This window comes from Kitasatospora sp. NPDC059462 (assembly GCF_042749955.1).
GTDB lineage: Bacteria > Actinomycetota > Actinomycetes > Streptomycetales > Streptomycetaceae > Kitasatospora.
In genome coordinates this window covers 16,716-33,994 of the sequence record NZ_JBHYUU010000083.1, presented here as the reverse complement: position 1 = coordinate 33,994, position 17,279 = coordinate 16,716, and the positions used below count along the sequence as shown (strand labels likewise).

The 17,279-nt window shown below is 75.4% G+C and carries 18 protein-coding genes; 10 read left to right on the top strand and 8 right to left on the bottom strand.

Features of this window, described 5'->3' with window-relative positions; genetic code table 11:
• Window positions 1-75: 75 nt before the first annotated feature.
• Complete coding sequence (locus ACFXAM_RS21105; RefSeq protein WP_380293397.1) at window positions 76-1,545, bottom strand: dihydrolipoyl dehydrogenase family protein; 1,470 nt, start codon at window positions 1,543-1,545, stop codon at window positions 76-78.
• A 150-nt stretch (window positions 1,546-1,695) separates the two neighbouring features.
• Complete coding sequence (locus tag ACFXAM_RS21100) at window positions 1,696-2,439, bottom strand: alpha/beta fold hydrolase (RefSeq protein WP_380293395.1); 744 nt, start codon at window positions 2,437-2,439, stop codon at window positions 1,696-1,698.
• Between the two features lie 245 nt (window positions 2,440-2,684).
• On the opposite strand from ACFXAM_RS21100, the gene ACFXAM_RS21095 reads away from it, so the two are divergent.
• Window positions 2,685-3,650, top strand: coding sequence for a helix-turn-helix transcriptional regulator (locus ACFXAM_RS21095; protein WP_380293393.1), 966 nt, complete (start codon window positions 2,685-2,687; stop codon window positions 3,648-3,650).
• Window positions 3,651-3,758: 108 nt separating this feature from the next.
• Here ACFXAM_RS21095 and trxA read toward each other — a convergent pair whose 3' ends face one another.
• On the bottom strand, window positions 3,759-4,148 hold the full coding sequence (trxA, locus tag ACFXAM_RS21090) for a thioredoxin (protein WP_380293392.1): 390 nt from the start codon (window positions 4,146-4,148) through the stop codon (window positions 3,759-3,761).
• 180 nt (window positions 4,149-4,328) lie between these two features.
• Between trxA and ACFXAM_RS21085 the strand changes: the two genes are divergently transcribed.
• The 5 genes from ACFXAM_RS21085 (at window position 4,329) to ACFXAM_RS21065 (ending at window position 7,085) form a co-directional block, all read left to right on the top strand.
• A complete protein-coding gene (locus tag ACFXAM_RS21085; protein WP_380293390.1) occupies window positions 4,329-4,934 on the top strand; it encodes a hypothetical protein in 606 nt (201 codons plus the stop codon).
• Between the two features lie 61 nt (window positions 4,935-4,995).
• Window positions 4,996-5,553 (top strand): sigma-70 family RNA polymerase sigma factor, encoded by a 558-nt coding sequence (locus ACFXAM_RS21080; RefSeq protein WP_380293388.1) that lies wholly within the window; start codon window positions 4,996-4,998, stop codon window positions 5,551-5,553.
• Window positions 5,550-6,257, top strand: coding sequence for an anti-sigma factor family protein (locus ACFXAM_RS21075; protein WP_380293386.1), 708 nt, complete (start codon window positions 5,550-5,552; stop codon window positions 6,255-6,257). The genes ACFXAM_RS21080 and ACFXAM_RS21075 overlap by 4 nt, the downstream gene beginning before the upstream one ends.
• Window positions 6,258-6,621: 364 nt before the next feature.
• The gene (locus tag ACFXAM_RS21070) at window positions 6,622-6,891 is read left to right on the top strand and encodes a DUF1876 domain-containing protein (protein ID WP_350545708.1); all 270 of its coding nucleotides are present in this window, start codon (window positions 6,622-6,624) and stop codon (window positions 6,889-6,891) included.
• Window positions 6,888-7,085 carry a hypothetical protein gene (locus ACFXAM_RS21065; RefSeq protein ID WP_380293384.1) on the top strand — a complete coding sequence of 66 codons (198 nt, stop codon included), beginning with the start codon at window positions 6,888-6,890 and terminating at the stop codon, window positions 7,083-7,085. The genes ACFXAM_RS21070 and ACFXAM_RS21065 overlap by 4 nt, the downstream gene beginning before the upstream one ends.
• A gap of 18 nt (window positions 7,086-7,103) precedes the next feature.
• On the opposite strand, the gene ACFXAM_RS21060 is transcribed toward ACFXAM_RS21065, so the two are convergent.
• From ACFXAM_RS21060 to ACFXAM_RS21040, 5 genes are all read right to left on the bottom strand, one after another.
• Complete coding sequence (locus tag ACFXAM_RS21060; RefSeq protein WP_380293382.1) at window positions 7,104-7,544, bottom strand: PPOX class F420-dependent oxidoreductase; 441 nt, start codon at window positions 7,542-7,544, stop codon at window positions 7,104-7,106.
• 47 nt (window positions 7,545-7,591) lie between these two features.
• Window positions 7,592-9,307 (bottom strand): cytochrome bc complex cytochrome b subunit, encoded by a 1,716-nt coding sequence (locus ACFXAM_RS21055; protein WP_380293380.1) that lies wholly within the window; start codon window positions 9,305-9,307, stop codon window positions 7,592-7,594.
• Window positions 9,308-9,482: 175 nt separating this feature from the next.
• Entirely contained in the window at window positions 9,483-11,015 is a 1,533-nt protein-coding gene (locus ACFXAM_RS21050; protein WP_380293378.1) for an MFS transporter, read from the bottom strand.
• A gap of 158 nt (window positions 11,016-11,173) precedes the next feature.
• Complete coding sequence (locus ACFXAM_RS21045) at window positions 11,174-11,839, bottom strand: TetR/AcrR family transcriptional regulator (protein WP_380293376.1); 666 nt, start codon at window positions 11,837-11,839, stop codon at window positions 11,174-11,176.
• 112 nt (window positions 11,840-11,951) lie between these two features.
• The gene (locus ACFXAM_RS21040) at window positions 11,952-12,584 is read right to left on the bottom strand and encodes a GNAT family N-acetyltransferase (protein ID WP_380293374.1); all 633 of its coding nucleotides are present in this window, start codon (window positions 12,582-12,584) and stop codon (window positions 11,952-11,954) included.
• A gap of 162 nt (window positions 12,585-12,746) precedes the next feature.
• On the opposite strand from ACFXAM_RS21040, the gene ACFXAM_RS21035 reads away from it, so the two are divergent.
• The 4 genes from ACFXAM_RS21035 to ACFXAM_RS21020 all read left to right on the top strand — a co-directional run bounded on the left by ACFXAM_RS21035 (window position 12,747) and on the right by ACFXAM_RS21020 (window position 17,195).
• A complete protein-coding gene (locus ACFXAM_RS21035; RefSeq protein ID WP_380293372.1) occupies window positions 12,747-14,045 on the top strand; it encodes an ATP-grasp domain-containing protein in 1,299 nt (432 codons plus the stop codon).
• Between the two features lie 98 nt (window positions 14,046-14,143).
• The gene (locus tag ACFXAM_RS21030) at window positions 14,144-14,944 is read left to right on the top strand and encodes a Rossmann-like domain-containing protein (protein ID WP_380293401.1); all 801 of its coding nucleotides are present in this window, start codon (window positions 14,144-14,146) and stop codon (window positions 14,942-14,944) included.
• Complete coding sequence (locus tag ACFXAM_RS21025; protein WP_380293370.1) at window positions 14,941-16,092, top strand: pyridoxal-phosphate dependent enzyme; 1,152 nt, start codon at window positions 14,941-14,943, stop codon at window positions 16,090-16,092. The genes ACFXAM_RS21030 and ACFXAM_RS21025 overlap by 4 nt, the downstream gene beginning before the upstream one ends.
• Window positions 16,089-17,195, top strand: coding sequence for a dipeptide epimerase (locus ACFXAM_RS21020; protein ID WP_380293368.1), 1,107 nt, complete (start codon window positions 16,089-16,091; stop codon window positions 17,193-17,195). The genes ACFXAM_RS21025 and ACFXAM_RS21020 overlap by 4 nt, the downstream gene beginning before the upstream one ends.
• Window positions 17,196-17,279 lie beyond the last annotated feature (84 nt).

Genomic DNA, 17,279 nt, shown 5'->3' with positions numbered 1-17,279 from the left:
GGCGGGGGCCCGGGCCCCGGGCCCGGCCCCCTAAACCCGGGGGCGGCCCCGCGGGCGGGGGCGGGGGCGGCGGGCTCAGCCCCGGCAGCCCTCCAGCAGCCGCAGCCAGACCTCGCTGATCGTCGGGTAGGCGGGCACCGCGTGCCAGAGCCGGTCGATCGGCACCTCGCCGACCACCGCGACGGTCGCCGAGTGCAGCAGTTCGGAGACGCCGGGGCCGACGAACGTCACGCCCACCAGCACCTCCCGGTCCAGGTCGAAGACCGCCCTGGCCCGGCCCTCGTAGTCGTCGCCGTACAGCGAGGCACCGGCGACCGCGCCGAGGTCGTGGTCGATCGCCTTGACCCGCAGCCCGGCCCGCTCGGCGGCGTCCAGGGTCAGACCGACGGCCGCGACCTCCGGGGTGGTGAAGACCACCTGCGGCGCGCCCGCGCTGTCGGCGGACGCGGCGTGCGCGCCCCAGCGCGTGGTGTCCAGCGAGCGCCCCTCGGCGCGCGCGACGATCGCCGCGCCGGTGATCCGCGCCTGGTACTTGCCCTGATGGGTCAGCAGCGCCCGGTGGTTGACGTCCCCGGCCGCGTACAGCCAGCCGCCGTCGACCCCGAGCACGGTGCAGCTGTCGTCCACGTCCAGCCAGCCGCCGGGGTGCAGGCCGACCTGCTCCAGGCCGACGTCCGCGGTGCGCGGGGCGCGCCCGGTGGCGTACAGCACCTCGTCGGCGGTCAGCCGCCCGCCGTCGCCGAGCACCAGCGTGACCTCCCGGGGCCCGCCGTCCGCCCCCGCCGCCCGGCGCTCCAGGGAGGCGACCTCGGTCCCGAACCGGACGTCCACCCCGGCCGCCCGCAGGCCGTCCGCGACCAGCTCGCCGGCGAACGGCTCCATCCGCGGCAGCAGCCCGCTCCCGCGGACCAGCAGCGTCACCTCCGAGCCGAGCGCCCGCCAGGCGGTGGCCAGCTCCACGCCGACCACGCCGCCGCCGACCACGGCCAGCCGCCGGGGGACGGTCGGCGAGCCGGTCGCCTCCCGGTTGGTCCACGGCCTCGCGCCGGCCAGTCCAGGCACGCCCTGCGGCAGCACCGGGCGGCTGCCGGTGCAGATCGCCACCGCGTGCCGGGCCACCAGCAGCCGCTCGCTGCCGTCCTCCGCCTCGACCGTCACCTGCCGCTCGCCGGCCAGCCGGCCGTGGCCGCGGACCAGGTCGATCCCGGTGTCGCGGAGCCACTGCACCTGGCCGTCGTCCTGCCAGTGCGAGGTGAACGAGTCGCGCCGCGCGAGCACCGCGGCCGGGTCCAGGACGCCGCCGCCGACCGCCTCCCGGGAGCCGGCCACCGCGCGGGCGTCGGCCAGCGCGGCCACCGGGCGCAGCAGCGCCTTGCTCGGCATGCAGGCCCAGTACGAGCACTCGCCGCCGACCAGTTCGCTCTCCACGATCACCGTGCGCAGACCGGCGGCGGCCGTCCGGTCGGCGACGTTCTCGCCGGTCGGACCGGCGCCGATCACGATGACGTCGTACTCCTCGGGGGCGGTGGACTGGGAAGAGGTCATCCGTGCTTCCTCCGTGCTCTCGCGGGTGTGCCGTGGTGCCGTGCCCATCCTGCGACGCCCCGCCCGCCCGGCGCAGCCGAACACGCGGGCGAGGCGCCGCTCGGCGCGCCGGCGCCGGCGCCCCGCCCGCGCGGCCGGGCCGGGAGCGCCCTACTCGATCCCGGCCAACTCGGCCAGCACCGCCGCCGTTTCGGCCGGCCGGGAGAACATCGGCCAGTGGCCGGTCGGGATTTCGCGCAGCTCCCACTCCGGCCCGCCGAGCGCCGCGAAGTACGGGTGCCCGGCGGCGATCATCTCCCGGACCTGCGCCAGCGGGATCGAGCACGAGACCAGGGCCTTCGGCAGCTTCGCCGCCCCGTCGGCCAGCCGCACCGGCTCGGTGAACGTGCGGGCGGGCTGGTCGGTCGCCCGCGCGCGGAACCGGGCGAGGCCCTCCTCGTCGATCCCCGCCGTGTCGGCGCCGCCCGAGGCCAGCACCTCCCAGGAGGGCAGCGGCAGCCGCCGGCCGTCGACCAGGGAGGCCTCCAGCGCGGCGCGGTAGGCGGGGTCCCAGAGCTCGGCGAGCGCGACGCCGTCGGCCATCGGGCCGGAGTCGACCCAGACCACCCGGCGGATCCGCTCCGGGACCCGGTCGGCCGCGCCGCTCACGGCGATGGTGCCGCCGCTGTGCGCGACCAGGACGACGTCCCGGAGGTCCTCGCGGACCAGCAGGTCGGTCAGGTCGTCGATGTGGGCCTGCGCCCCGGTCTCCGGCGAGGCCTCGCCGGCCCGTTCGGCGAGCCCGGGCGGGGTCACCGCGTGCACGACGTGGCCGGCGGCGCGCAGCGGTTCGGCCACCGCGTCCCAGGCCCAGCCGCCGAGCCAGAAGCCGGGGACGAGTACGAAGGTGCTCATGGGGAACGGTCCTCTCCTGTTGGTCCTGATGGTGCCGGGCCGCGCGGCCGCCGTCGGGGCAGCGGGAGGTCTCCCGGCTGCCCGTCGTCGACTCCGACCCTAGAATCACATCCGGACAGAACTCGACCGGATTAACCGGATCGTCGGCGGGTCCGCCGATCGGCCGGCCGGCGTGCCCGATCGGCCGGCCGGCGGACCGGCCACCGGCCGGGCGAACCGCAGCAGGCCCGAGGAGCGCAGGACCCGTGGAACACCCGGTCAGCCGCATCCTCGCCCTGCTCGAACTGCTCCAGGCCCGCCCCGGTCTCACCGGCGCCGAACTCGCCGCCCGGCTGGAGGTCGACGTCCGCACCGTGCGGCGCTACGCGGCCAGGCTCGCCGAGCTCGGCATCCCCGTGCGCGCCGAGCGGGGCCGCTACGGCGGGTACCGGCTGATGCCGGGGTTCCGGCTGCCGCCGCTGATGCTCACCGGCGACGAGGCCGCCTCCGTGGTGCTCGGGCTGCTGGCCGGCCGGCGCTCCGGGCTGTCGGTGGGGGAGCAGGCCGGGGAGTCGGCGCTCGCCAAGATCCAGCGGGTGCTGCCGCCGCAGCTGCGCGAGCAGGTCGCGGCCGTCGAGCAGACCCTCGGGCTGACCGGCGCGCCCGCCACCGGTCCCAGCCCGGCCGCCACCGCCCTCTTCGCGCTCGCCGAGGCGGCCCGCCGCCGGCGCCGCGTCCGGCTCGACTACCGGGACCGGGCGGGCGCGCCCAGCGAGCGCGCGTTCGACCCGTACGGGCTGGTCTTCCACTCGGGGCGCTGGTACACCACGGGACTGGACCACCACAGCGGGGAGCAGCGGACCTTCCGGGTCGACCGGATCCGCTCGGTCGAGCCGCGCGAGGACGGCTTCGAGCCGCCGGCCGGGATCGACCCGGTGCAGCGGGTGCTGGAGTCGCTCGCCGCGGTGCCCTGGACGCACGAGGTCGAGGTGGTGCTCACCACCACGCTCGACGAGGCCCGCCACCGCATCCCGCCCACCGCGGGCACGGTCACCGCGACCGGGGACGGCCGCGTCCTGTTCCGCGCGCGGGCCGAGCGGCTCGACGGCATGGCCGTGATGCTGGCCGGCCTCGGCTGGCCCTTCACCGTCCGGAGCCCGGACGCCCTGCGGGACGAACTGCGCGCCCTCGCCGTCCGCCTCACCGCCTGGAGCGGGGCGGGCGAGGACTGAGCGCGGCGGTCCGACGCACCTTCCCGGAGACATGGCGGCGAGCCCCCGGGGGTGGCCGTACCACCCCGGGGGCTCGCCGTGACGAACGGGCCGTGCGAGGGCCGGAGGTCAGGCCTTCGGGCCGCCGTCCTGCTCTGCCGCCACCTTCCGCTTCACCTCGGCCATGTCCAGCTTGCGGGCCTGGCCGATCAGGTCCTCGAACACCGGCTCGGGCAGCGCGCCCGCCTGGGAGAAGACCAGCACGCCGTCGCGGATGATCGCGAGCGTGGGGATCGACTGGATCCCGAAGGCCGCGGCCAGGTCCTGCTGCGCCTCGGTGTCCACCTTGGCGAAGACCAGGTCGGGGTGGCGTTCGGCGGCCTTCTCGAAGACCGGCGCGAACTGGCGGCAGGGGCCGCACCAGGCCGCCCAGAAGTCGATGAAGACGAAACCCTCGCCGTCCGCGCCGGGGACGATCTCGTCGAAGTTCTCCTTGGTCAGCTCGACCGTGCTGCTCATGTCGCGATTCCTGCCCTTCCGGTGGTGGCGGTCTAGGCCATGTGCCCCCGACAACGGCTGCTGCCCGCGCGCTATTCCGCGGACCCTACCGTGCCGTCCGTTGAGCGGACGGCCGCCCCCGTCCGTACCGGAGGGTGTCCGGCACCGACGTGCACCCGCACCGACCGGGGAGCGGTCACCATGCGCACCACCCGCCGCACCGACGGCACGACCGATGATCACACCGACGGAGCCCGGCGCCCTCCCGTTCACTCCCGCGGACGGCTCGCCGTGCTCGCCGCCGCCGGGCTGGCCGCGGCGGCCCTGGTGACGGGCTGCGGCTCGTCCTACAGCGGCTCGTCGCCCGCCAAACCGCCCGCCGCGCCCAGCGCCCCGGCCTCGCCCGGCATGTCCGCAGCCGTCCTGAGGACCACCGACGACCCGCACCTCGGCACCATCGTCACCGACAGCGCCGGGTACACCCTCTACCGCTTCGACCACGACAGCACCGACCCGCCCACCGCCACCTGCAACGGCGGCTGCGCGGCCCTCTGGCCGCCCGTCCCGGCCACCGGCACGACGGCCTCCGTCAGCGGCGTCGACCCCAAGCTGGTCGGCACCGTCACCCGCGCCGACGGCAGCAAGCAGCTCACCCTCGCTGGCCGGCCGCTCTACCGCTACACGCCCGACGAGAAGCCCGGCGACACCAAGGGCCAGGGCGTGCAGGGCATCTGGTTCGCGGTGACCCCCACCGGTGACCGGGCCGGTGCGAGCGGCTCCGGCGGCTCCGGTGGGACCGGCTACTGAGCCGGCCGTCCGGCCCGTGACGACGCTCGACCCGGAGGTCCGTGTGCGCGAGGATGTGAGGGTGACCGAGGAGCCTCCCGGTGACGGCCGCCCGGCCGTCCGGGGCGCGCCGGCCCCGGACGAGGACCTGATGCGCGCGCTCTACCGCGAGCACGCCGGGCCGCTGTTCGGCTTCGTCCTCCACCTCGTCGCCGGCGACCGCCAGCGCGCCGAGGACGTCGTGCAGGAGACGCTGCTGCGCGCCTGGCGCAACCTCCACCGGCTGGACCCGGCGGCCGGGTCGCTGCGGCCCTGGCTCGCCACCGTCGCCCGCCGGATCGTCATCGACGAGCACCGCGCCGAACGCGCCCGCCCGCGCGAAGTGGACGCCGGGCCGCTGGAGTTGCTGCCGGCCGAGGACGAACTCGACCGCGCGCTGCGGATGATGACGGTCGCCGACGCGCTGGGCGACCTCTCCGCCGCGCACCGCGAGGTCATCGTCGAGACCTACTTCAAGGGCCGCACCGCCACCGAGGCGGCCGCCGAACTCGGCATCCCGGCGGGTACCGTGCGCTCGCGGGCGTACTACGCGCTGCGCGCGCTCAGGCTCGCGCTGGAGGAACGGGGAGTGACATCGTGACACCGTCCGAACCCGATCCCGCGCGGGCCGTGCACCTCGACGTCGGCGCCTACGTCCTCGGCGTCCTCGACCCGGCCGAACGCGCCGCCTTCGACGCCCACCTGGCCGCCGGCTGCCCGCAGTGCGCCGGGCAGCTCGCCGAACTCCGCCCGGTCGAGGCGCTGCTCGGTGAGTACGCGGCCGCCGCCGACCCGGCCGACCCCACCCCCCGGCCGGACCCGGCGCTGCTCGACCGGCTGGTCGGGCAGGTCCGGGAGAGCCGCCGCCGCGGGCGCGTGCGGCGCCTGGTGCTGGTCGCCGCGGCGGCCGCGCTGACGATCGCCGGCCCCGCGGTGACCGCCGCCGTGATCACCGCCGACTCCACGCCCGGCGTGGTCGCCACCGCGGCCGCCCACCGCTTCACCGCGACGGACGCGGCCACCGGGACCCACGCCGTGGTCGGCGTCGACCCCGCCCCCTGGGGCAGCCGGGTCACCCTCGAACTCTCCGGCGTCCAGGGGCCGCTGACCTGCGACCTGGTCGCGGTCTCCGCCACCGGCGGCCACCAGACCGTGACCACCTGGAACGTCCCCGCCACCGGCTACGCCCCCACCACCCCCCTCCGCACCACCGGCGGCACCGCCTACCCGCCCACCACCATCACCCACTTCGAGATCCGCACCCTCGACACCGGCACCCTCCTCCTCACCATCCCCACCACCTGACCCCCCACCCGCCGCGGAGCAGAAAGTCGGCCCGTCCGACTTCCCACGCCACGCTGCCGTCGAATGCGCGGTGTGAGCCGCCCGCCGCCTCCGGCGGGGCTGGTTGGCGTGGGGAGTGGGAAGTCGGCCGGTTCGACTTCCTGCTCCGCCGGGCGCGCCGTGCGGGTGGGGCGGTCGGGTGTCTGGTGGTGCCGGCTGGTGGGTGGGGGTGGAAAGTCGGCCCGGCCGACTTCCTGCTCCGGCGGGGGCAGGGCGAGGCGCTGGGATTGAGCGTGTTCAAAACCCCTGCTCTGGTGTTCACCGGAGGTGCGGCGCACTCTGGAGGGGTAGCCGGACGAGAAGCGACCGCCGGAGGTGATCCGCCATGCAGACTCTTGTCGGTTGGCACATCGAGATGGAATTCCGCGAGGAGGGGCCGCGGACGGCCGCCGCCGCCCTGTTGCGGCTGGGTGACGGCACGGAGCTGCGCGCCCACGGGTACACGAGCCGCCACCCGTCCGACCCGGAACAGCTGAGGGTCGGCGAGGAGATCGCGGCCGCGCGGGCGCTCAACGACCTCGCCTCGCAGCTGCTCACCAAGGCCCACGGCGAGATCCAGGAGGTCAGCCCGGTCCCGACCCACCCGCTGTCGTGACGCAACCGGACGGCACCGCGGGCCCGGCCGCGCACCGCTCGCGCATTCCGCTGATCTGCCCGCGCTGCGGCCGCGAGCAGCGGGTGGTGCCGGGCGGGCCGGGCCGTGCGGTCAAGGTGGTGCACGCCGGCACCGGCCGGGAGGCCTGCGAGCCGGGGGACCTGGCCCGCGCGCCGGACGACGGGCCGGCCTGACGCCCGCCCGCCCGGCCCTCAGTTCGGGCAGTACGTGGTCGGCACCTGCCACTCCGGCCCGACCAGCCGCTGCTCCAGTTCGTTGAGCGTGATCCGGATGCCGACCGTCCCGGCCAGCCCGAGCCGCATCCGGCTGCGGGCCAGCGCCAGGAACGCCGTCAGCCCGTACTTGTTGATCAGCGAGGTGCGGTAGCGGGCGGTGGCGTCCGCGTCGCAGACGGCGGCGCGGGCCGGGAGCTGACGCCCGGTCGGGCGCCCGTGCGCGTCGCACGGGCCGACCAGGACCTTGGGGTGGCGGCGGATCCGCTCGGCCTCGCCGGAGTGGGCGGGCGTCCAGATGCCGAGGGCGGTGCCGTCGGCGATCACCCAGCTCTGCGAGCGGATCCGGCGTCCGTCCTCGCCGAAGGTGGTGAGCAGGAGGTATCTGCTGTCGGCCAGCTGGTCGGTACGGTCGTGCACGGTGTCCTCCCTCTCCGGTTCGGCGGGTGGTCGCGGGCGGCGCGGCCTCAGTGGCCGTGCCCGCCGCCGGTCTCCTGGTGCTCGGTGACGCGGGACTCGGTGACGCGGTGCTCGGTGACGCGGGGCTCGGCGACGGCGGGCGGCCCGACGGGCGGGTGGTGCGCGGCGGCCCGGTGGAACTCCTCGGCGGTGGGCCGGGGGATCCGGGCGCCCTCGCCGTGGAGCCCACGGGACAGCCTCGCACGGGCGCGGTCAAGGACCCCGGCCGGGTGGGCCACTCCATTGTCGTCCACGGGGGCGGGCAGTTCGAGGGCACGCGGCTGCTCGTGCGAGGTGAGCCGGTGCAGTTCGGCGGGCGCGAGCGGGGCGTGCACCTCCACGTACTCGCCGTGCGGAAGCCGCTCGACGACGCCGGTCTCCCGGCCGTGCAGCACCTTCTCCCGGTCCCTGCGCTGGAGGCCCAGGCACCAGCGCTTGGTGACGACGAAGACGGCCACCGGGACGACGAAGAATCCCACCCGGACGGCGTAGGTGATGGAGTTGAGCGACAGGTGCAGGTGGGTGGCGACGAGGTCGTTCCCGCCGCCGGCCAGCGTCACCAGGTAGAGCGAGATCCAGGCCGCGCCGAGCGCGGTGCGGACCGGGGCGTTGCGCGGGCGGTCGAGCAGGTGGCGCTCACGGCGGTCGTTCGTCGCCCAGCCCTCCACGAAGGGGTGGACGGCGATCGCGCCGAGGATCAGGGGGAAGAGCGAGAACGGGATCAGCACGCCGAGGTTGAGGGTGTGGCCCCACAGACCGACCTCCCAGCCGGGCATCACCCGGACGAGCCCTTCGGCGAAGCCCATGTACCAGTCGGGCTGGGCGTCGGTGGACACCTGGTCCGGGCGGTAGGGGCCGTACGCCCAGATCGGGTTGATCGTGGCGATCGCCGAGACGGCGGCGATGAGGCCGGACACCAGGAAGAAGAAGCCGCCCGCCTTGGCCAGGTAGACCGGCATCAGCGGCATGCCGACGACGTTCTTCTCGGTCCTCCCCGGCCCGGCCCACTGGGTGTGCTTGTGGTGGAACACCAGGATCAGGTGGGCGACCAGCAGGCCCAGCATGATGCCCGGGATCAGCAGCACGTGGACGGTGAAGAACCGCGGCACGATGTCGGTGCCCGGGAACTCGCCGCCGAACAGGAACATCTGGACGTAGGTGCCCACCAGCGGGACGGCCAGGATCGCGCCCTCGACGAAGCGGATGCCGGTGCCGGAGAGCAGGTCGTCCGGCAGCGAGTAGCCGAAGAAGCCGTCCAGCATGCCGAGGAAGAGCAGCAGGAAGCCGAACACCCAGTTGATCTCGCGCGGCTTGCGGAACGCGCCGGTGAAGAAGACCCGCATCATGTGCACGAACATCGCCGCGATGAAGACGATCGCCGCCCAGTGGTGGATCTGCCGGATCAGCAGACCGCCGCGCACCTCGAAACTGATGGCGACCGTCGAGGCGTAGGCCTCCGACATCGGCACGCCCTTGAGCGGCACGTACGAGCCGTCGTAGACGATCTCGCCCATGCTCGGCTTGAAGAACAGCGTCAGCCAGACACCGGTCAGGATGATGATCACGAAGCTGTAGAGGCAGATCTCGCCCAGCATGAAGGACCAGTGGTCCGGGAAGATCTTCCGCAGGTTGGCCCGGGCCAGGGTGTAGATCCCCAGCCGGCCGTCGGTCCAGTCGGCAGCGCGCTGTCCGCGTCCGCCACCGCTTCCCTGATTCCGGGTCATGTCCACGCACCTCGGTCGGAGTGAAGCGGGGAGTTGTCCCCGTTTCGAAGTCCGACCAGAATAATCGGGGACCACTCCCCACTTCCACCGGGGTGCCCGGAAACGGCGAACGGCCCGTCCGGTGTCCTCAGGACACCGGACGGGCCGCGTCGCACCGTCGCGAACCCCGCGGGGGTCAGTGCACGAGCACCGGCACCTCGTTGGCCTCCGCCGCGTCCGGGTCGGCGCCCTCGCCGGCACCGCCGGAGCCGGGGCGGCCGGCGTTGATCAGGGTGAAGGCGATCACGCCCGCCAGGACCAGGATGCCGAAGGACCACCAGATCGCGGTGGAGAAGCCCTCCACCATGCCCTGGAACTGCACCGCCCGGGCGGCGTCCGGGGTGGTGGCGCTCGCCGCGTGGGCCGCCAGCCAGGTGGTGGTGGCGCTCGCCGCGATGGTGTTCAGCAGCGCGGTGCCGATGGCGCCGCCGACCTGCTGGGAGGTGTTGACCATGGCGGACGCCACGCCCGCGTCGCGCGGCTGGACGCCGTGCGTGGCCAGGCTCATCGCGGGCATGAACGCGGTGCCCATGCCGAGGCCCATCAGGACCAGACCGGGCAGGATCAGCGCCGGGTAGGAGCTGTCCAGGTCGATCTGGGTCAGGATCAGCAGGCCGAGCGAGGCGACCAGGAAGCCGGGCGCCATCAGGAACCGCGCCGGGACGCGGGTCATCAGCCGGGCGCCGATCTGGGTCGAGCCGGTGATCATGCCCGCCACCATGGGCAGGAAGGCCACGCCGGTCAGCACCGGGCTGTAGTCGAGCACGATCTGCAGGTAGTAGGTCAGGAACAGGAACAGGCCGAACATGCCGATCACGGCCAGGCCCAGCGACAGGTAGACCCCGCCGCGGTTGCGGTCCAGCACGACGCGCAGCGGCAGCAGCGGCGCCTTGACCCGCCGCTCGACCGCGACGAACGCGGCCAGCAGCACGGCGGCGGCGACGAACAGGCCGATCGTCACGCCCGAGCTCCAGCCGTCCGACTCGGCCCGGGTGAAGCCGTAGACCAGGGCGACCAGACCGGTGGTGACCAGCAGCACCCCGGGGACGTCGAGGCGGTTGCGGTTGCGGCCCACGGCCGGCTCGCGGATCACCAGGACGGCGCCGGCGGCGGCGACCACGGCGAACGGGATGTTGACGAAGAAGGTCCAGCGCCAGTTCATGTACTCGGTGAGCAGGCCGCCGAGGATCAGGCCGATCGCGCCGCCGCCGCCGGCGATCGCGCCGTAGATGCCGAACGCCTTGGCGCGCTCCTTGGCCTCGGTGAACATCACGGCCAGCAGCGACAGCGCGGCGGGCGCCAGCAGCGCGCCGAAGACGCCCTGGAGGGCGCGGGCGCCGAGCAGCATCGTGGTGTTGACGGCGGCGCCGCCCAGCGCGGAGGCCAGGGCGAAGCCCGTCAGGCCGACCACGAAGGCACGCTTGCGCCCCCACAGGTCGGCCACCCGGCCGCCGAAGAGCAGCAGGCCGCCGAAGGCCAGGGCGTACGCGGTGATCACCCACTGGCGGTTGCCGTCGGTGATGCCGAGGTCCTGCTGGGCGGACGGCAGCGCGATGTTCACGATGGTGGCGTCGAGGACGACCATCAGCTGCGCGAGGCCGATGAATATCAGGGCCTTCCAGCGCCTCGGATCGGGCTGGAGGGCGGACTGGGCGTCGGTTTGTGGCATGGAAGTACTCACTTAGGGGTGCGGTGTGCGGGCGGTGCGGAGGTCGCTCAGGGGTCGCGGACGGCAGCGGTGGGCGCGCACGGGCGGCCGCACCGCGTCCCCGCGGTGGTGGGTCTCGGGTGTGTCGTCAGGTCACGCCGGTCGGCCGGCGCGGCAGGTCAGTGGTCGCCGTGGAAGTCCTCGAAGGTCGCGGCCCGGCCGGGCAGGACGGACGGGGCGGGCGCCCGCATGCCGTCCAGGAACAGTTGCAGGTGCCGGTGGACGAACCCGTCCAGGACGTGGCACTCGGTGCCCGGCAGCGGGCGGGTGAGCTGGCTGAGGGCGATGAACAGGTCTCCGTGGTCGACGTCCGGACGAACCTCGCCCGCCGCCTTCGCCCGCTCCAGCAGGCCGCCGGCGACGGCCAGCAGGCGCTCGCGCGCCTCGACCAGGTCGGGGTCGTACATGTCGACCCGGTTGGTGAGCAGCGGGCAGAGCGCGCCGACCTTCTCGTCGACCGTCTCGTGGGCGAACCGCTCCAGGGCGTCGAACGGGCCGGCGACCTCGGCGGCCGCCCGTTCGGCGATCGCCACGATGCGGTTCTTGACGAGCAGCGCCACCTCGCGGATCAGTGCCGTCCTGGTGGGGAAGTTCCGGTAGAGCGTAGCGTTTCCGACGCCCGCCCGCTTCGCGATTTCGTCCAGCGGCGCGTCCGCGCCGTACTCGACGAACGCGTCCCGGGCCGCCAGCACGATCCGTTCGCGGTTGCGGCTGGCGTCCGCGCGCAGTCGGGGCGCGCGGGCCGGCCCCGCGGCGGGGCTCGGGCGGGGGGCGACGGTGGTCACGGGTGCACTCCTCCCGGGGTACGGGTTCCGGGGAGTCACTCCCCGCTTAGTCCTACGCAGGGCTAAACGGGGAATCCGTCCCCGGAAATTTCGTACTCCGATGTGACCTGCGTCACATCGCCCGGGCGCCCGCCCGGACCCCCTCGCCGACGCTCCGCGCCGCGGTCCCGCCGGTCCGCCCGGGGCCGGCCGTGACCGCCGGCCGGTGCAGCGGGATCTCGAAGTGGACGGTGGCCACCCCCGGCCCGTGCTCGCCGGTCGGCCGGGCGTCGTGGACCTCCTCCGCGAGGCTGCGCCAGAACGCCTCGGCGCCGGGGATCGCGGTGTTGGTGTGCAGGTAGAGCCGCCGGTACCCGCCCTCGGCGGCGGCGAAGGCGCGGGCCCGGTGGACGAGCTCCCGGGCCAGTCCGTGCCGGCGGTGCTCGGCCCGGACGTAGACCCGGACCAGTTGTGCGGTGGTCCCGGACGGGTAGCGCCGGGTGAGCTCGCGCGGGTGCGGCGGGTGGGCCGGTCCGGTGGAGTGCAGCGCGGTGGTGGCCACCACCTCCTCGCCGTGCACGGCGACCAGCAGGGCGTGCCGGGGGTGGTCCAGGTAGTGGCCCTGGAGGTCGACGACATCGGCGTGCCAGTCGGGCACGTAGCCGTAGCCGAACTCGCGGTAGAAGGTGTCCAGGATCAGCCGGCGGGCTCCGGGCACGTCCTGCGGGAGTGCATGGCGTACGACATAAGGGAACTGACGGTCCATCAGGCAACTCCGGCAGGGCTGGGGCGCGGCGGGTGGGGGCAAGAGTACATGAAAACCAGTTTCATCTGACGCATCGACGGATGCACGGTCCGGCGCGTTGAAAATGAAAACGAATCCCGTTACGGTCCTGCCTGTTCGCCGAGTCCGTCGAAAGGGAGAGCCGTGGCGCATCTGCTGGTGATCGAGAGCTGGGTCGGCTCCATGAGCAGGCTGCTGCCACGGGCGCTGGGGGAGGGCGGCCACCGCTTCACCTTCCTCACCCGCGACCTGCACCACTACCTGCGCGCCGCCGCCCCCGGTGACGGCCCGCACCCGCTGCTCGCCGCCGAGAACGTCCTCACCGCCGACACCAACGACCCGGACGCGCTGCTCCCGTTCGCCGAACGGCTGCACGCGCTGCTCGGCTTCGACGGCGTGCTCTCCTCCTGCGACTACTACCTCCCGCAGGTCGCCCGGGTGGCCCGCCGGCTCGGCCTGCCCGGCCCGGCGCCCGAGGCCGTCGAGGCCGCCTGCCGCAAGGACCTCACCCGCCGCCGGCTCGCCGGGGCGGGCGTCCCCGGGCCCGGGTACGCGCTCTGCGCCGACCGCGAGCAGGCCCGGGCCGCCGCCGCGGGGATCGGCTACCCGCTGGTCGTCAAGCCGGTCGACCTGTGCGCCGGGATGTTCGTCCGCGCGGTCCGTGACGAGGCCGAACTCCTCGCGGCGATCGAGGCGCTGGAGGGCTTCCCGGTCAACGCGCGAGGGCAGCGGCGGGAGCCGGCGGTGCTGCTGGAGGAACTGCTCACCGGGCCGGAGGTCAGCGTCGAGACGGTCTCCGCGGACGGGGGCGCACACGTCGTCGGCATCACCGACAAGAGCATCGGCGGCGCGCCCGCCTTCGTCGAGACCGGTCACATGTTCCCGGCCGCCCTCGACCGGGCGGAGGCCGAGGCCGCCGCCGGTACCGCCGTCGCCGCGCTGGCCGCGCTCGGCCTCGACCAGGTCGTCGCCCACACTGAGATCAAGCTCACCGCCACGGGTCCGCGGGTGGTCGAGGTCAACCCGCGCCCGGCCGGCAACCGGATCACCGAACTGGTCCGGCGGGTCACCGGGGTCGACCTGGCCGCCGCGGCCGTCGACCTCGCCCTCGGCCGCCGTCCCGACCTCACCGTCCGCCCGACCGGGGTGACCAGCGCCGCCATCGCCTTCCTGGTGCCCGACGGCGGGCAGGACGGCCTGCTGGACGGCTTCGACGGCGAGGCCTCGGTGCGGCGCGACCCGGCGGTGGTCGAGCTCAGCCTCGCCGGGTCCGGCCGCGCGGTGCGGCCCGCGACCAGCAACAACGAGTACCTGGGGCACGTCATGACGGCCGACACCGGCGGGAACGGGGCGCGCCGCTCGGCCGAGCGGCTGCTCGCCGGGCTCACCCCCCGCCTCGCGCCCGCCGCCGCCCCGGCCGAGCCCGCGGAGGTGTCCGCGTGAGCGCCGCCACCGCGATCGGCCCGATCACCCTCCCGGGCCCGGGCACGGGTCCGCACCCGAGCACGCGTCCGAGCACCGGGGCCGCCGCCCCGCGTCCCGTGCTCGACCTGATCACCGGGCGGGTCCGGACGGGGGCGTACGGACCCGACCCGGCCTCCCTGCGGATCGCCCTCGCCTTCAGCACCGTGCAGGCCGTCCGGCACGGCGGCCGCTCCCGCGGCTACCGCAACGAGGTGCTCAGCCTGCGGCTCGGCGCCGCCGTCGGCTCCTGCGCCGTCGAACCCGGCGAGCTGCCCGCCGACACGGTCACCGACTGCGTCGGCGCCAGCGTCGGCGACCTGCTCGACCACCCGCGCACCGCCGTCCGGGTCGCCGCGCTCGACGCCTACCTCGGCCACTGCCGCCCGCACGCACCGGCCTACGGCGCCCGGCGGTACGGCCTGCCCGCCGGCTCCTCGCTGGTGAAGTCACGGGTGCGCGCCTCCGCCGTGGTGGGGCTGCTGCCGCTCGCCGTCACCCGCCGGGTGCTGGTCGTCGGTGTCGTCAACTCCCTCCTGGAGCAGCTCCGTTCGCACGAGGTCGGCTATCTGCCCTGCGACCTCAAGGGCGGCACCACCGAATGGGACGAGCCGGTGCACACCGACGCCCTCGCCCACCTCGACGACTGCGACGCGATCCTCGCCTCCGGCATGACCCTCGGCAACGGCACCCTCGACCCGCTGCTCGCCCACGCCCGCGCCACCGGCAAGCCCCTGGTGCTGTTCGCGCAGACCGGCAGCGCCGTCCTGCCGTGCCTGCTCGGCGACGGGGTCAGCGCCGTCAGCGCCGAGCCGTACCCCTTCTTCTGGCTCGACGGCGGACCGAGCGTCCTCCACCTGTACGGAGGTGCGGGCCGGTGACCGCCCTGCTCGACCCCGGCGCGGCCGTGGACCGTCCACGGCTGGGCAACCCGGCCCTGCTGCCGCTGCTCGGCGGCACCCCGCTGGCCCGGATCACCACCCCGCTGCCGCACCCGCACCCCGGCTTCTGGGCCAAACTGGAGGGGCTGAGCGCCGGCGGCATGAAGGCCCGCTCGGCCGTCGCCATGCTCCGCGGCGCCCACGCCCGGGGCGAACTGCGGCCCGGCGCCACGGTGGTGGAGTCCACCTCGGGCACCATGGGGGTCGGCCTGGCCTTCGCCGGGCAGGCCCTCGGCCACCCCGTCGTGCTGGTCGGCGACAGCGAACTCGAACCGTCCATGCGGCAGTTGCTGCGCTCCTACGGCGCCCGGCTGGAGCTGGTCGAGCGGCCCGCCCGGCACGGCGGCTGGCAGGGCGCCCGGCTCGCCCGGCTGCGCGCCGTGCTCGACCGGCTGCCCGACGCCTACTGGCCCGACCAGTACAACAACCCCGACAACGCGGCCGGTTACCGGGCGATGGCCCAGGAGATCGCCGCCGACCTCGACCAACTGGACGTGCTGGTCTGCAGTGTCGGCACCGGCGGCCACAGCGCCGGGCTCGCCGAGGCGCTGCGCCGCCGCTGGCCCCGGCTGCGGATCATCGGCGTCGACTCGGTCGGCTCCACCATCTTCGGCCAGCCCGCCAGGCCCCGGCTGATGCGCGGGCTCGGCAGCTCCATCCACCCGCGCAACGTCGCCCACCAGGCCTTCGACGAGGTGCACTGGGTCGGCCCGGCCGAGGCGGTCGACGCCTGCCGGCGCCTCGCCCGGGGCGCCTTCGTCAGCGGCGGCTGGTCCACCGGCGCGGTCGCCCTGGTCGCGGCCTGGGCGGCCCGCGCCCACCCCGGCGCCACCGTCGCGACCGTCTTCCCCGACGGCCCGCACCGCTACCTCGGCACCGTGTACGACGACGCGTTCTGCCGGCGGCACGGCCTGGACGCCGCCCGGGCCGCGCCGCGCCCGGTCGAGATCCCGCACCCGGCGGCCGCCGAGGTCACCGGCTGGGCCCGCTGCCGCACCGACCGCGGCGGGCCCGCCGAGGCCGTCCCGGTCGGGGCCGCCGTGAGCGCCCCCGGCTTCGCCCCCGCCCGTGCCGAGGAGGGCCGATGAGGCTCGACGTCCGCACCGTCCGGCTCCGGCTGGCCGAACCCCTGCGCATCTCGCGCTCGGTGACGACCGGACGCGACGCCGTCCAGCTCTCCCTCGCCCACGGCGGGTCGACCGGCCACGGCGAGGCGGTCAGCAGCGTCTGGCTGGACCTGCCCACCGACCGGATCCGGCGGTCCCTCGACGCCCTGCGCCCCGCGCTGGAGGACGGCCCGGACCCCGAGCAGGCGCTCGCCGACCTCCGCGACGGTGCCGCCCCCTACGCGGCGCTGCCCGCCGGGGTGCTGGCCGCCGTCGAGGCCGCGCTGCTCGACCTGGTCGGCAAGCGGGCCGGCGAACCCGTTCACCGGCTGCTCGGCCGCGCCGGACCGGTCGCCGCCGCCACCGCCCGCACCATCGGCATCGACCCGCCGGCGCACGCCGCCGTCCAGGCAGCCCGGCTCGCCGGCGCCGGCTTCACCGTGCTCAAGGTCAAGGCCGGCTCCGCCGACCCCGGCCTCGACCTGGCCCGGGTGCGGGTCGTCCACGAGGCCGCCCCGGACGCCCGGTTGCTGCTCGACCCCAACGGCGCCTGGACCCCGGAGCAGGCCCTGCGACTGCTGCCCGCCTTCGCCGCCACCGGCGTCGAGGCGGTCGAGCAGCCGATCCCCCCGGGCCGCCCCGACGCGCTCGCCGCCGTCGCCGAACGCTCGCCCGTCCCGGTGATCGCCGACGAGGACGCCGTCGGCTACGAGGACGCCTGCCGGCTCGCCGGGCGGGTGCACGGCGTCAACCTCAAGCTCGCCAAGTGCGGTGGCGTCCACCAGGTGCTGCGCATCGTCGAGGCCCTGCGCGGCAGCGGCACCGAGCTGATGCTCGGCTGCCTGGCCGCCAGCTCGCTCGGCATCGCGCCCGCCGTCCACCTCGCCGACCGGGCGCGGTGGCTCGACCTCGACGGCCACCTGCTGCTCGCCCACGACCCCTGGCAGGGCATCGGCGGCGCCGACGGCACCGTCCGCACCCCGGACCGGGCCGGCCTCGGCGTGCTGCCCGCCCCCGCCGGCGCACCGCTCCCCGGGCAGGACGCCGCGCCGCTCGCGGGGCCGCGGCCGGTGGCGGGCCGGTGAGGTCGCCGCGCGCCGTACGCGTACGGCTCCGGCCGGCCCGCCGGTGCCCCCGGTGTCCTCGGTGCCCCGCGCGCCGCGTCCGCA